This window comes from Bradyrhizobium sp. LA6.1, from assembly GCF_040547805.1.
In the GTDB taxonomy this organism is placed as follows: Bacteria; Pseudomonadota; Alphaproteobacteria; order Rhizobiales; family Xanthobacteraceae; genus Bradyrhizobium; species Bradyrhizobium barranii.
In genome coordinates this window covers 166975-180277 of record NZ_JBEPQK010000008.1, presented here as the reverse complement: position 1 = coordinate 180277, position 13303 = coordinate 166975, and the positions used below count along the sequence as shown (strand labels likewise).

Below are 13303 nucleotides of genomic sequence, written 5' to 3'. Positions count from 1 at the left end.
CACGGACCAAGCGGAGGATCGTGCCCCTCACGCACCGCCCTTCAAATTGGGCAAGCCGGCCGCCTATTGCACCGCGAAGCCAATTGCGCCGCAACATTCAAAATGAGACTGCCCGTCAAGCCGCACGACGCGCCCATACGTGCACTGCATCCGACTTCGGTTAGCCTTCGTTCAACAGCCGGGCGCCTTTCGGGAGCCACGGCGCCGCGCCAATTCAGCGAAAAATTTGGCCATAGAGGGAGGAATGAAATGTTGAAATGCAGTGTGGGACTGATCGCGCTAAGCAGCCTTTTCCTTTCAGGCGCGGCAATCGCCCAGGAAAAGATCAAGGTCGGCGTCACCGCAACGCTGGAAGGCACCTACACGGTGCTCGGCGAGGACGGCATGCGCGGCCACCAGACGGCGCTCAATGTGCTTGGCAAGAAGGTCGGCGACAAAGAGCTTGAATTCATCGTTGCTTCGACCGACGCGACGCCGGATTCCGCGGTGCGCGCCGTGCGCAAGCTGATCGAGCAGGATAAGGTGCAGATCCTGTTGTCGCCGCTCTCCGGCGACGAGGGCATTGCGGTCAAGAACTTCGCCAAGACCCATCCCGAGTTGACCTTCATCAATGCGGCATCCGGCGCGCAAGAAACCACCTATGTCGATCCCGCTCCGAACTTCTTCCGCTACAACATGGACGGCGCGCAGTGGCAGGTGGGCCTCGGCCAATACGCCTATGAAACCAAGAAATATCGCAAGATCGCGACCGTCGGCGAGGACTATTCTTTCATCTACACCCAGGTATTCGGCCTCGTGCTCGAATTCTGCGGCGCCGGCGGCCAGGTCACCAACCGGCAATGGGTGCCGCTCGGCACCAAGGATTTTGCCTCCGTCATCGCGGCGCTGCCCGACGATGTCGATGCGATCTATCTCGGCCTCGGCGGTGCGGATGCCGTCAACTTCCTGAACCAATACCAGCAGGCCGGCGGCAAAGCGCATCTGATGGGCGGCTCCATCATGATCGACCAGACCATCCTGTCCTCGAAAGGCAACGCAAAGAACGCGCTGGTCGGCACCATCGCGGCGAGCGGCCAGGCCGACACCTGGGAGGATCCGGGTTGGCAGAAGTTCGTGAAGGCGTATCAGGACGCGTTTCCACCCAACAAGCGCTTCCCGAGCCCGTCGCTTCTTGCGACCAACTACTACGGCTCGACTATGGCGCTGATCCTCGCGCTCCGTGAGGTCAATGGCGATCTTTCCAACAACCAGGCCAAGTACAAGGAGGCGCTGGCCAAGATCGAGATCGACGCACCGAACGGCAAGATCAAGCTTGACGCCAACCGCCAGGCGATCGGCACCAACTTCGTCACCGAGGTCGTCGATGACGGCAAGGGTGCGCTGTTCAGTAAAGTCGTGAAGGTGATCCCGAACGTGAACCAGACGCTCGGTTACGATCCGGCGGTGTTCGCCAAGATCGGACTGCCGAGCCGTACGGTCCCGGAATGTAAGAAGTACTGACGCATTCACCGTCGCTCGTTTCGCATGCTCTCCGGCAACCGGGAGCGATTTGCAGGCGCGATATCTTGCGCTCTTGCAATCTCGCCCCGGTTGTTGAACGCTGACTGAAAAGACAAGAACATTCAGGAGGGAAGGCATGAGCCGGGCGCTTGCCGTCTTTCACGGCCGGTTCGGTCGGGCGACGGTCTATCAGTTGAACCGCCCCTTCAACGTGCACGCACATCGCGAAGGTCATCTGATCTTCCATGTTGGCGGCCTGTCCGCATGCATCGACGTCTGTAACGGGCACTACGACCTTACGGAAAGCTCCATCGTTGCGGTCAATCCCTGGGAGCCTCACAATTTCCTGCCGTCCGATCTCGACGGTGGCGCGATCTTCTTCGTGCTCTACGTCAATCCGGAATGGTTCGCGCCCGACGCGCCCGGTGCCGACCGCCTGCGTTTCGGCCGCACCCAGTTCAAGCGCACGGTCGCACTCGACAAGCACATCAGACGAACCGCAGCACTTGTGTGCGGCGCACCGTCACTCTCCAGCCTCGATGCCGAGCTGCGGCGGCTGATCGACATCTGCTACGACGAAAGTTGGCAGCAGGCCGAGATCGCCCGTGACGCACGCACGGCTGGCGCCGTCACCGACTTCCGCGTGCGCAAATGCATCAAGCTGATGTCGGAAAGTCCGGGCGCCGAAATGGAGCTCGACACGATCGCGCGCGAATCCGGCCTGTCGCGACCGCATTTCTACCGGTTATTCCGCACCCAGACCGGCGTCACGCCGCATCTCTACCTCAACACCCTGATCATGGAACAGGCGCTGGAAGCCCTTGTCGCCGGCGAAGCACCGATCGCCGACATCGGCTTCGACCTCGGCTTCTCCTCGCAAAGCGGCTTCACACGCTTCTTCACCGCCAATGTCGGGATGGCGCCGACCGATTACCGCCGCGCCGCCAAGGTTTTGCGGGCCTGACCGCGCGCGAAAAGATACTGACGATCAAACGCTCCCCTTGTGCCCTCGCTAAGATGGTCGGAACGCGATCCCGAAAAGAGGATCGCAAGTCCGGGAGGACGCACGTCCATGGCGAGGTACGCAGCCTACGCAAGGCTGTTCGACCAGCGTTCAAAACATGAGGCAGGGCGAGGTCGAAGCGGCCTGATCGCGCCCTCTTCCCGTTTGCGGGGGCGCGAGGCGGGGATGAGGCAGTTGACATGACGCGCTTCGTCGAACGTCATCCGGCCTGGGCCCTGATCGTGATCGTCGCGATCGCGCTCGCACTGTGGCTGACCTTGGCGGTGTGGCCGCCCGGACTTGAAGAGGCGATCGGCCGCAAGCGGGTCTTCCTGAACGCCGTGTTCAACGGCATCACGCTCGGCGGCCTCTACTTCCTTGTCGCCAGCGGTTTCACCCTGATCTTCGGCCTGATGCGCAACGTCAACCTCGCGCACGGCTCGCTGTATTTGTTCGGCGGCTATGTCGGCTACGCCATCAGCGCCTCGACCGGCTCCTGGCTCCTCAGCTTCATCGTCGCCTTCATCCTGACGGCGCTGGTCGGCGTCCTGCTTCAGCTCATCGTCTTCCGCCGCATGGAGGGCCAGGACTTGCGGCAGACCATGGTGACGATCGGCCTCTCGATCGTTTTCGCCGATCTCATGCTGTGGGCTTGCGGCGGCGACTTCTATCAGATCCAGACACCGAACTGGCTGATCGGCCCGATCGAGCTGCCGCTGGTCACTGCGGTGAAATCCTCGGGCGAACCGGTCTATCTCCGCTATCCGCTGGTCCGGCTGGTGATCTTCGCCGCGTCCGTCGTGATCGGCCTGGCGATGTGGCTCGGGCTCAACCGCACACGCATCGGCATGATCATCCGCGCCGGCGTCGACGATCGCGACATCCTGGCCGCGACCGGAGTGCGGATCCAGCTCGTCTTCGTGCTGGTCTTTGCGCTCGGCGCCGGGCTCGCCGGCATCGCCGGCGTCGTCGGCGGCACCTTCCAGTCTCTCTCGCCCGGCGAGGACATCCGCTTCCTGCTTGCCTCGCTCGTCGTCGTCATCGTCGGCGGCATGGGCTCGATCCCCGGTGCCGCGCTCGGCGCGCTGATCATCGGCCTCGCCGAACAGCTCGGTTCGGTCTACATCCCGACCTACGCCATCGTCGTGACCTTCCTGATCATGGTGCTGGTCCTAGCAGTCCGGCCGCAAGGCCTGTTGGCGAGGCGCTGAGATGTCGCTCGCCCACGACGCCCGCGTCACCGTTCGTCCCGCCGCAGCCGCGCAGCGCCCCACCTTGCGCGGATGGCCGGAGATCAACAATCCTGCAGCCTGGATCGTCGCGGCCATTCTCCTGATCATGCCGCTGATCGCCAACGGCTTCTTCCTGATCGAGATCTTTGCGACCACGCTGATCCTCGGCATCATGGCGCTGAGCCTGATGTTCCTCGCCGGCTACGGCGGCATGGTCAGCCTGATGCAGCTCACCATCGCAGGCTTCTCCGCCTATATGGTCGCGGTGTTCGGCGTCAGCGGCAATGCCAATATCAGCCTGGGTTGGCCGTGGTGGCTCGCAGTCCCGATGGCGCTCGCGCTCGCGACCCTGTTCGGCACGCTTGGCGGCGCGCTGGCGGTGCGCACCGAGGGCATCTACACCATCATGATCACGCTCGCGATCGGCGCGGCGTTCTATTACTTCACCAATCAGAACTGGGCGATCTTCAACGGCCATACCGGCATCAACACCGTCGCCACGCCGCATTTCTGGGGCGTCAACTGGCGCGCCGACATTCCCTTCTACTATATCGTGCTCGCGGTTGCCGCGCTGTGCTACTTCGCCGTCGAATATATATCCCGCGCACCATTCGGCCTGGCGCTGCAAGGTGTGCGCGACAATCCCCGCCGCATGGCGGCGCTCGGCTTTAACGTCAATGCGCACCGCGTCGCCGCCTACGCCTTCGCGTCCTTTGTCGCGGCGCTGGCCGGCGTTCTCCAGGTCTGGAACTACCGGCAGATCTCGCCGGGATCCGTGAGCGTCGGCGCCTGCATCGATATCCTCATCATCGCCGTCGTCGGCGGCATCACGCGTCCCATCGGCCCCTTCATCGGCGCGCTGATCTTCGCGCTGCTACGCACCTTCGCGCTCGACTTCCTGGTCAAGCTCGGGCTCGACGGCAACCGCTTCCGGCTGCTGATCGGCCTCGGTTTCCTCGCCATCGTCTTCTGGTCCTCGGACGGCGTGATCGGGCTCTGGCAGAGCTGGCGACAGCGCCAGCGATCCGGCGCGGCCCGTTCAAGCGAACGTCACGGCCGAGGATCTGGTCAAGGATCCGGTCATGGATAGCGTCGCGCAACGCCTCTCAGCCGTCGGCGCCGGCGCGGCGCTGGAGCTTCGCGGCGTGACGCGCCTGTTCGGCGCGCTGGCCGCGCTCACCGACGTCACCATTACCGTGCGCCCCGGCGAGCGGCGCGCCGTGCTCGGCTCGAATGGTGCCGGAAAAACCACCCTGTTCAACTGCATCACCGGCGATTTCCCGCCCTCCTCCGGCACCATCCGGTTCTTCGGCGAGGACGTCACCCACTTCCCGCCCTACGAGCGCATCCGCCGCGGCCTGCGCCGGACCTACCAGATCTCCGCGCTCTTTCCCGGTCTCACCGTCCAGGACAACGTCTACCTCGCCTGCCGCGGCGTCTCGCGCGGACGCTTCTCGTTCCTGCGCCCCGGACAGAACGACGCGCTGATGAGCGCGGCCGATAATCTCGTGCAGGCCGTCCATCTCACAGGCGTGAAGGACCAGCGCGTCGCGGAGCTTGCGCATGGCCAGCAGCGTCAGCTCGAGATCGCACTGGCGCTCGCCGGCGCGCCGCGCTTCGTGTTGTTCGACGAGCCGGCCGCGGGCCTGTCTCCGACCGAGCGTGCCGAGCTGGTCGAGATCCTAACCTCGCTGCCGGCGCATATCGGCTACATCATCATCGAGCACGACATGGACGTGGCGCTACGCGTCGTCGAGAGCGTCACGATGATGCACAACGGGCGCATCTTCAAGGAAGGCCTGCCGCAGGAGATCGAGTCCGATCCCGAGGTGCAGGAGCTTTACCTCGGAGGCGGCCATGAATGAGGCTCGCCGCTCCGCCGCCGCGCTCGAGGTCCGCGGCCTCGACGTCTACTACGGGCATTCGCATGCGCTGCAGGGCGTGGACCTGACGCTTGAAGCCGGCGTATTCTCGGTGGTCGGTCGCAACGGCATGGGCAAGACCACGCTGTGCAAGGCGATCATGGGGCTGGTGCCGGTCAGCGGCGGCTCGATCCGCGTCCGCGGCGACGACATCACCCGGCGGCCGCCCGCCCACATAGCCCGGCTTGGCGTCGGCTACGTGCCGCAGGGGCGGCGGCTGTGGCGCTCGCTCAGCGTCGACGAGCATCTGCAGCTTGCCGCGGGCCTGCGGCGCGGGGCGTGGACGGTCGAGCGCATCTACGAGACCTTTCCGCGATTGGCCGAGCGCAAGGATCATGGCGGCGGCCAGCTCTCCGGCGGCGAGCAGCAGATGCTGGCGATCTCCCGCGCGCTGCTCACCAATCCGCAACTCCTGATCATGGACGAGCCGACCGAGGGGCTTGCGCCCGTCATAGTCGCCCAGGTCGAGGAGATGCTGGTACGGCTTGGCGAGGACGGCGACATGTCCGTGCTCGTGATCGAGCAGAACATCGGTGTGGCCACTGCCGTGTCGCGCAACGTCGCGATCATGGTCAACGGCCGCATCAACCGCATCATCGATTCCGCGCGCCTTGCCGCGGACCGGGAGTTGCAGCAGCGCCTGCTCGGCGTCGGACTCCACGCCGAGCTCGAGCCCGCCGTCGACATGCCGGCTGCAGGCACCGGGGCGAAGGCCGCACCGCAGCCATCCCGTCCAGGCGGCCCGATCCGCATCTACATCTCCAATCCGACGCCGCCCACCCGATGGTCACAGCCGGTCCCGATCGCCCGCATCGAGGCCGCCGCCCGCACGCTCTCGACGCAGGTGGCGCGTCTCGACGAGACCGCCCGGCGCCGGCGCGAGCCGGTCGCGGCGCAAACGCAGGGCCCCCCGGTCGTGCTCGTCGTCGGCACGCTCGACACCAAGGGCACGGAGCTTCGCTTCATCCGCGACATCATCGCCGGGAGCGGCCTGCGCACGCGACTGGTCGATGTCTCCACCAGCGGCAGGCAAGCAACCAGCGACGTGTCCGCCCAGGAGATTGCCTTGAACCATGGGCGCGGCGGATCGGCGGTGTTCGGACCCGACCGCGGCGCCGCCGTCACTGCGATGGCCGAGGCCTTCGCCAGCTGGCTGCGACGCCAGAGCAATGTTGCCGGGGTGATTTCGGCGGGCGGCTCGGGCGCAGCGTCACTGGTCGCGCCCGGGATGCGGACTCTTCCGGTCGGGGTGCCCAAGCTGATCATCTCCTCCGTCGCTTCCGGCGACGTCGGGCCCTATGTCGGCCCCGCCGACATTACCATGATGCATTCGGTCACCGACGTGCAGGGCCTCAACTCGATCTCGCGTGCCGTGCTCGCCAACGGCGCCCATGCACTGGCCGGCATGGTCAGGGCGCGGCTCGATCAGCACGCGCGGAAGGATCGCGGCGACGGCGGATTGCCGTCGGTCGGCATCACCATGTTCGGCGTCACCACGCCGGCGGTGCAGAAGATCGCGGCCGACCTGCGCGAGGATTTCGAGTGCCTCGTCTTCCACGCCACCGGCGTCGGCGGCCGCTCAATGGAGAAGCTCGTCGATTCCGGGCAGATCGCCGGCGTCATCGATCTCACCACCACGGAAATCTGCGATCTCCTGATGGGTGGTGTATTCCCGGCAACCGACGACCGCTTTGGTGCGATCATCCGCAGCCGCCTGCCTTACGTCGGCTCGGTGGGCGCGCTCGACATGGTGAATTTCGGCGCCCCGGACACCATTCCCGAGCGCTACCGCGGCCGCAAATTCCACGTCCACAACCCCCAGGTCACCCTGATGCGGACCACGGCGGACGAAAACGAACGCATGGGCCGCTGGATCGCCGATCGGCTCAACCAGATGGACGGCCCGGTGCGCTTCTTCCTGCCCGAGGGCGGCGTCTCCGCGCTCGATACACGAGGACAACCATTCTGGGATCCCGATGCCGATGCGGCGCTGTTCCGCGCGCTGGAGCGGGACGTGCGGCAGACCGCCAACCGTCAGCTCATCCGCGTCCCCAAGAACATCAACGATCCCGAGTTCGCCTCCACCATTGTCAGCGCGTTCCGGACCTTGTTCGGCCGCACCGGGGCGCGCCGGAGACTAGCGAGGTGACCGATGGCCCGGTTTGAACGCGCAGAACTGTTGAAACGCTTCCGCGACATGGCAAAGCGCGGCGAGCCCATCATCGGCGGCGGCGCCGGCACCGGCCTGTCGGCCAAGTGCGAGGAAGCCGGTGGCGTCGATCTCATCGTCATCTACAATTCCGGCCGCTATCGCATGGCCGGCCGCGGCTCGCTCGCAGGATTGATGGCTTATGGCGACGCCAACGCCATCGTGCTGGAGATGGCCGGCGAAGTGTTGCCCGTCGTGACCAAAACGCCGGTGCTCGCTGGCGTCAATGGCACGGATCCGTTCCGCGACATGGACGTTTTCCTGGACCAGTTGAAGGCGCTCGGTTTCGCCGGCGTGCAGAACTTTCCGACCGTCGGCCTGATCGACGGAGTGTTCCGCGCCAATCTCGAAGAGACCGGCATGTCCTACGCGCTCGAGATCGACATGATCGCCAAGGCGCGCGAGAAGGACCTGCTGACGACGCCCTACGTCTTTACCGAGAAGGAAGCCGCCGCGATGGCGATCGCGGGCGCGGATATCATCGTCTGTCACCTCGGCCTCACGACCGGGGGCACCATCGGCGCGCAGACCGCGCCCAAGCTCAAGGATTGCCCGGCGCGCATCGACACCTGGGCCTCCGCCGCGCTCAGCGTCAATCCGGACATTCTGGTGCTCGCCCACGGCGGACCGATCGCCGATCCGGACGACGCCGATTTCATCATGAAGAACACCCGCTACTGCCACGGCTTTTACGGCGCCTCCTCGATGGAGCGGCTGCCGGTCGAGCGGGCGCTGACGGATCAGGTACGCAAATTCAAGGCGATCGGCGCGCGATAACGCCGGAAGGTCGAGGGAGGGAAATATGTCAGGGACTCTGGTCGGTGAATTGATCCTCTGGCTGATCGTCGCCATCGTGGTGATCGTGGTCGGCGTCTACATCGTGAACTGGCTCTACCATCGCTCCTCCAAGGAGACCTCATTCGTCCGGACCGGCCTGCTCGGCGAGCGCGTCGTGATCAACGGCGGCGCCTTCGTGCTGCCCTTCATCCACGACTATACGCCGGTCAACATGAACGTGCAGCCGATGGGCATCGTGCGCTCCCGGCAGGACGCCGTGATCACCCGGGACCGCATGCGCGTCGACATCGAGGCCGACTTCTATGTCCGCGTTCAGGCGACCCGCGAAGCCGTGTCCATCGCCGCCGCCACGCTCGGCCGCCGCACCATGGAGCCCGAGAAGCTCCACGCCCTCCTCGCCGGCAAATTCATCTCCGCGATCCGTTCGATTGCCTCGGAGATGACCCTGGAGCAGATGCACGAGCAGCGCGGCGAGTATGTGGCCCGCGTCAAGGCGAACGCGGCTGAGGCCCTCGCTCAGAACGGACTCGAGCTGGAATCCGTCGCGATCACCGATCTCGACCAGACCGATCTCGAATTCTTCAACCCTTCGAACCGCTTCGACGCCGAAGGTCTGACACGCCTGATGGAGGACATCGAGGCCAAGCGCAAGCTGCGCAACGACATCGAGCAGGATTCGATGATCAAGATCCGCTCCCGGAATCTGGAGGCCGAGCGACAGGCCCTTGAGATCGAGCGCGAAAGCGAGACGGCCCGCCTCGAGCAGGAGCGCGACATCGAGATGCGCCGCGCCCTGCAACGCACCGAGGTCGCACGTGAGCGGGCCCTGCGCGAGACCGAGGCCGAGCAGGCGCAGATTTCCGCACGGGAGACCATCGAGAAGGCACGCATCGCAAACGACCAGGCGATCGCGGAAGCCCGTATCGCCTCGGAGCGCGAAACACGCCAGCGGGAGATCGAACGCACCCGCACCATCGAGGAGAAGGAACTGCTCGCCCGCGAGGAGGTCGAGAAGACCCGGATCGCCAACCAGCGCTCGATCGACACCAGCCGCATCGCCTCTGAGCGCGAGGTGCGCCAACGCGAAATCGAGCGGATGCGTACGATCGAGGAGGCCGAGATCGCCGCCCGCGAGGCAATCGAGAAGGCGCGTATCCAGCAGGACCGGGTGGTGACCGACGCCCGTATTGCCAATGAAGAAGAGACACGGCGCCGCGAGATCGAGCGGACCCGCGCCGTGGACGAGGCCGAGATCGCCGCCCGCGAAGCGACCGAAAAGGCCCGCATCGCCCAGACCATGATTGTCAATGTCGAGCGCATCGCGTCAGACGAGCGCACCCGGGCGCTTGAGATCCAGCAGGTGCGCACGATCCAGGAAGCCGAGATCGAGGCCCAGCGCGCGGTCGAGGCTGCGCGCATCGCCCGTGAGCGAACGCTTGCCGCAGAGCGCATCGCCGCCGAGCAGAATACGCGGCAATTGGAGATCGAGCGGAACCAGGCACTCGACGTTGCGGGAATCAGCGCGCGCGAAGCCACCGAAGCCTCCCGCATCGCCCAGGAGGAACGAGTTCGTTCGCTCGAGATCGCCCGCAACCGCGCCGTCGAGGAGGCCGATATCGCCTCCCGCGAAGCGATCGAGGCCGCGCGCATCGCGCAGGAGAAGGCGATCGCGGCCGAACGGATCCAGGCCGACAGGGAGACCAAGGCGCTGGAGATCGAGCGGACCGCCGCAGTCGAGGCAGCCGACCTCAAGCGTCGCGACGTAATCGAGCGCCAGCGCATCGGCGTCGATCTCGCGCTGGAGTCCGAGCGGATCAATTCGTCCAAGAAGCGCGAAGTGCTCAATATCGAGCAGAAGAAGGCGATCGAGATCGCGGACGAAGACCGCGTCATTGCGCTCTCCACCAAGCGCTCCGAACGCATCGACGCCGACCGCCAGGTCAAGCAGGCCGAGATCGTCGCACGCAAGGACGTCGAGACCACCGACGTCTCACGCGAGCAGGCGCTGGAGGCGGCGCGGATCGAACGCCGCCGTTCGATCGAGCAGCTCGAGGTCGCCCGCGTCCAGTCGCTGCAGGAAGCCGAGATTGCCGCGCGCGAGGAGGTCGAGCGCGCCCGCATTGCCTCCGATCGCGGCCTGGATGAAGCCCGCATCGGCCGTGAACGCGAGCTGCGGAAGCTCGAAGTCAATCGCGAGAAGGAGGTCGAGACCGTTCTGATGGAGAAGGCGATCGCGATCCACCTGAAGTCGCTGGAAGAATCCGCCGCCAGGGCCTCGGCCGAGGAAGCGCGGATACATGCGACGGAGGCCACCGAGCGCGTCATCACCGCACGTGAAAACGAGATCGCCAGGCGTCGCAAGAGCGTGGAAATCGTGATCGCCGAGAAGCAGGCCGAGGAGACCCGAATTGCAGCCGAAGCCGAGCGCGTTCGCGCGGCCGTCGAGGCCGAGGCGCAGCGGCTGCTCAACGAGGCCGAGAACGTACTGACCGACCAGGCTCGTTACTCGCTGTTCCGCAGAAAGCTGCTCGACCGCATCGAAGGCATCGTGCGCGAGAGCGTCAAGCCGATGGAGAAGATCGAGGGCATCCGCATCCTCCAGGTCGACGGCCTCAACGGCAACGGCCATGGTGGCAATGGCGGCCGCAGCGCCACCGACGAGGTGATCGACTCGGCGCTGCGCTACCGCGTCCAGGCGCCGCTCATCGATTCGCTTCTGGCGGATATCGGCGTCGAGGGCGGCAGCCTCGCCAAGATGCCGGGCCTGATCCGCGAGGCCCGCGACATGCAAGGCATCAAGGAGTCCGCCCGCAAGGGCGGCGGTGGAGGCGGAGGCGGCGAGAAGCCGGCTGCAGCTCCCTCGCCTTCCACCGAGGGCGAGCCGCCCGCGGAGCGCAGCCCCCGGAAGAAGAGCTGAGGTCGCATCATGGCCCGCGTCTATGTCTCAACCGTCGTCAATGCGCGCAACGATCGCGTCTGGGCGCGGGTGCGCGACTTCAACGGCATGCCGAACTGGCATCCCGCGATCGCGGAAAGCCGTATCGAGGGCGGCGAGCCCTCGGACAAGATCGGCTGTGTCAGGGATTTCCGCCTGCGCAACGGCGACCGCATCCGCGAAAAGCTGCTCGGCCTTTCCGACTACGACATGTTCTGCACCTATTCGATCCTGGAATCCCCCATGGGCGTCGAGAACTATGTCGCGACGCTGCGGCTGACGCCGGTCACCGACGGCGACCAGACCTTCATGGAATGGACCGCCGAGTTCGACTGCGCACCCGAACGGGAAGCGGAGCTCGTCGGCAATATCGGCGGCGGCGTGTTCCAGGGCGGCTTCGACGCCCTCAAGCGCCAGTTCGGAGGGTGAGCTCCGTGCCGCATATCGTGAAAAGCACGATCCTGGATGCGTCCACCGATGCGGTGTGGAACGTGCTGCGCGATTTCAACGGACACGATCGCTGGCATCCGGCGGTCGCGACCTCCACGATCGAGCGCGCGCACTCCCCTGACAAGATCGGCTGTGTCAGGCGCTTCAAGCTGCAGGACGGAGCTGAGCTGCGCGAGCAATTGCTGGCGCTCTCCGATCTCGAGCAGACCTTCAGCTACTGCCTGCTCGATACGCCGGTGCCGATGTTCAACTACGTGGCGCATGTCCGCCTGCTGCCGGTGACCGACGGCGACCGCACCTTCTGGCACTGGGAGTCACACTTCAGCACCAGGCCGGAGGACCGCGATCGCATCGTCCACATGGTCGCGGAAGACATCTATCAAGCCGGCTTCGAGGCGATCCGCCGGCACCTGAAGGAGGCGGCATAGCAATGGCCGTGACAGTGAAGACTTTTGCCAGCACCAGCGAAGCGGCCGGCGCGCTGTCTGCAGATCGCGGCGCACGCTATCTCGGCGGCGGCACGCTGGTGATGCGGGCGCTGAACGAGGGTGACGTCTCCGTCTCGACCGTCATCCGCGCCAGCGACCAGGCCCTGACCCGGATCGACGCGTCGGGCCCGCGTGTGACGCTCGGGGCCGGCATCACCTTCGCAAAAATCCTCGCCGAGCGCGACCTCGGCTTCCTGCACGCCCCTGCCCGCTCGATCGGCGGACCTGCGGTGCGCAACATGGGCACGGTCGGGGGCAACCTGTTCGCGCCAAGTCCCTATGGCGACTTCACGGTGGCGCTGCTGGCGCTCGATGCCACCGTCGCCGTGCAGGGCAGCTTTGGCACGCGCGACATCGCCATCGAAGAGTTCTTGCAGTCGCGCGAGCGGCAGGCCAGCACGCTGGTGCTCTCGGTGTCCTGCGCTCGGCCGGCGAGCGCGGACGCCTTCCGCTACCACAAGGTCGCCCGTATCAAGCCAAAGGGCGGCTCCGTCATTACGCTCGCAGCCCATCTGCCGATCAGCGGCGGACGGATCGCCGGGGCACGGATCGCGCTGGGCTCGATGGCGCCGACCCAGATTCGGGCACGCGCCGCCGAGCGTGTGCTCGAGGGACGTTCGCTGGATGCCGCGACCATCGGGGCCGCGGCTTCCGCCGTCACCGAGGGCACCTCCCCCTTCGACAACGCGCTCGGCAGCGCCTGGTATCGCCGCGAGATCGCCGGCGTCCATCTGCGCCGTCTCCTCTCGGGTCAGGAATAGCTCGT

At 65.7% G+C, this 13303-nt stretch carries 11 protein-coding genes; all 11 read left to right on the top strand.

Features of this window, described 5'->3' with window-relative positions:
* Positions 1 to 249 precede the first annotated feature (249 nt).
* The 11 genes from ABIB99_RS21750 (at position 250) to ABIB99_RS21700 (ending at position 13298) form a co-directional block, all read left to right on the top strand.
* Complete coding sequence (locus tag ABIB99_RS21750) at positions 250 to 1500, top strand: ABC transporter substrate-binding protein (RefSeq protein ID WP_063984339.1); 1251 nt, start codon at positions 250 to 252, stop codon at positions 1498 to 1500.
* A gap of 136 nt (positions 1501 to 1636) precedes the next feature.
* Positions 1637 to 2464 carry a helix-turn-helix domain-containing protein gene (locus tag ABIB99_RS21745; protein ID WP_014496419.1) on the top strand — a complete coding sequence of 276 codons (828 nt, stop codon included), beginning with the start codon at positions 1637 to 1639 and terminating at the stop codon, positions 2462 to 2464.
* 239 nt (positions 2465 to 2703) lie between these two features.
* Positions 2704 to 3714: a branched-chain amino acid ABC transporter permease gene (locus tag ABIB99_RS21740; protein ID WP_247308893.1), complete on the top strand. Its 1011-nt coding sequence runs from the start codon at positions 2704 to 2706 to the stop codon at positions 3712 to 3714.
* A 1-nt stretch (position 3715) separates the two neighbouring features.
* Positions 3716 to 4825, top strand: a complete 1110-nt coding sequence (locus ABIB99_RS21735) for a branched-chain amino acid ABC transporter permease (RefSeq protein ID WP_354177515.1) — start codon at positions 3716 to 3718, stop codon at positions 4823 to 4825.
* Positions 4818 to 5600: an ABC transporter ATP-binding protein gene (locus ABIB99_RS21730; RefSeq protein ID WP_028147232.1), complete on the top strand. Its 783-nt coding sequence runs from the start codon at positions 4818 to 4820 to the stop codon at positions 5598 to 5600. The genes ABIB99_RS21735 and ABIB99_RS21730 overlap by 8 nt, the downstream gene beginning before the upstream one ends.
* On the top strand, positions 5593 to 7806 hold the full coding sequence (locus ABIB99_RS21725) for an ABC transporter permease (RefSeq protein WP_354177514.1): 2214 nt from the start codon (positions 5593 to 5595) through the stop codon (positions 7804 to 7806). The genes ABIB99_RS21730 and ABIB99_RS21725 overlap by 8 nt, the downstream gene beginning before the upstream one ends.
* 3 nt (positions 7807 to 7809) lie before the next feature.
* A complete protein-coding gene (locus tag ABIB99_RS21720; protein ID WP_063984343.1) occupies positions 7810 to 8643 on the top strand; it encodes a phosphoenolpyruvate hydrolase family protein in 834 nt (277 codons plus the stop codon).
* Between the two features lie 25 nt (positions 8644 to 8668).
* On the top strand, positions 8669 to 11581 hold the full coding sequence (locus ABIB99_RS21715; RefSeq protein ID WP_354177513.1) for a flotillin family protein: 2913 nt from the start codon (positions 8669 to 8671) through the stop codon (positions 11579 to 11581).
* A gap of 9 nt (positions 11582 to 11590) precedes the next feature.
* Positions 11591 to 12028 carry an SRPBCC family protein gene (locus ABIB99_RS21710; RefSeq protein WP_014496426.1) on the top strand — a complete coding sequence of 146 codons (438 nt, stop codon included), beginning with the start codon at positions 11591 to 11593 and terminating at the stop codon, positions 12026 to 12028.
* Between the two features lie 5 nt (positions 12029 to 12033).
* A complete protein-coding gene (locus ABIB99_RS21705) occupies positions 12034 to 12477 on the top strand; it encodes an SRPBCC family protein (RefSeq protein ID WP_354177512.1) in 444 nt (147 codons plus the stop codon).
* 2 nt (positions 12478 to 12479) lie between these two features.
* Positions 12480 to 13298, top strand: coding sequence for an FAD binding domain-containing protein (locus ABIB99_RS21700; RefSeq protein WP_354177511.1), 819 nt, complete (start codon positions 12480 to 12482; stop codon positions 13296 to 13298).
* Positions 13299 to 13303 lie beyond the last annotated feature (5 nt).

Bases quoted from the DNA above. Each gene is read 5' to 3' on its own strand.
- ABIB99_RS21750 (WP_063984339.1), top strand. From the start codon at position 250: ATGTTGAAATGCAGTGTGGGACTGATCGCGCTAAGCAGCCTTTTCCTT.
- ABIB99_RS21745 (WP_014496419.1), top strand. From the start codon at position 1,637: ATGAGCCGGGCGCTTGCCGTCTTTCACGGCCGGTTCGGTCGGGCGACG.
- ABIB99_RS21740 (WP_247308893.1), top strand. From the start codon at position 2,704: ATGACGCGCTTCGTCGAACGTCATCCGGCCTGGGCCCTGATCGTGATC.
- ABIB99_RS21735 (WP_354177515.1), top strand. From the start codon at position 3,716: ATGTCGCTCGCCCACGACGCCCGCGTCACCGTTCGTCCCGCCGCAGCC.
- ABIB99_RS21730 (WP_028147232.1), top strand. From the start codon at position 4,818: ATGGATAGCGTCGCGCAACGCCTCTCAGCCGTCGGCGCCGGCGCGGCG.
- ABIB99_RS21725 (WP_354177514.1), top strand. From the start codon at position 5,593: ATGAATGAGGCTCGCCGCTCCGCCGCCGCGCTCGAGGTCCGCGGCCTC.
- ABIB99_RS21720 (WP_063984343.1), top strand. From the start codon at position 7,810: ATGGCCCGGTTTGAACGCGCAGAACTGTTGAAACGCTTCCGCGACATG.
- ABIB99_RS21715 (WP_354177513.1), top strand. From the start codon at position 8,669: ATGTCAGGGACTCTGGTCGGTGAATTGATCCTCTGGCTGATCGTCGCC.
- ABIB99_RS21710 (WP_014496426.1), top strand. From the start codon at position 11,591: ATGGCCCGCGTCTATGTCTCAACCGTCGTCAATGCGCGCAACGATCGC.
- ABIB99_RS21700 (WP_354177511.1), top strand. From the start codon at position 12,480: ATGGCCGTGACAGTGAAGACTTTTGCCAGCACCAGCGAAGCGGCCGGC.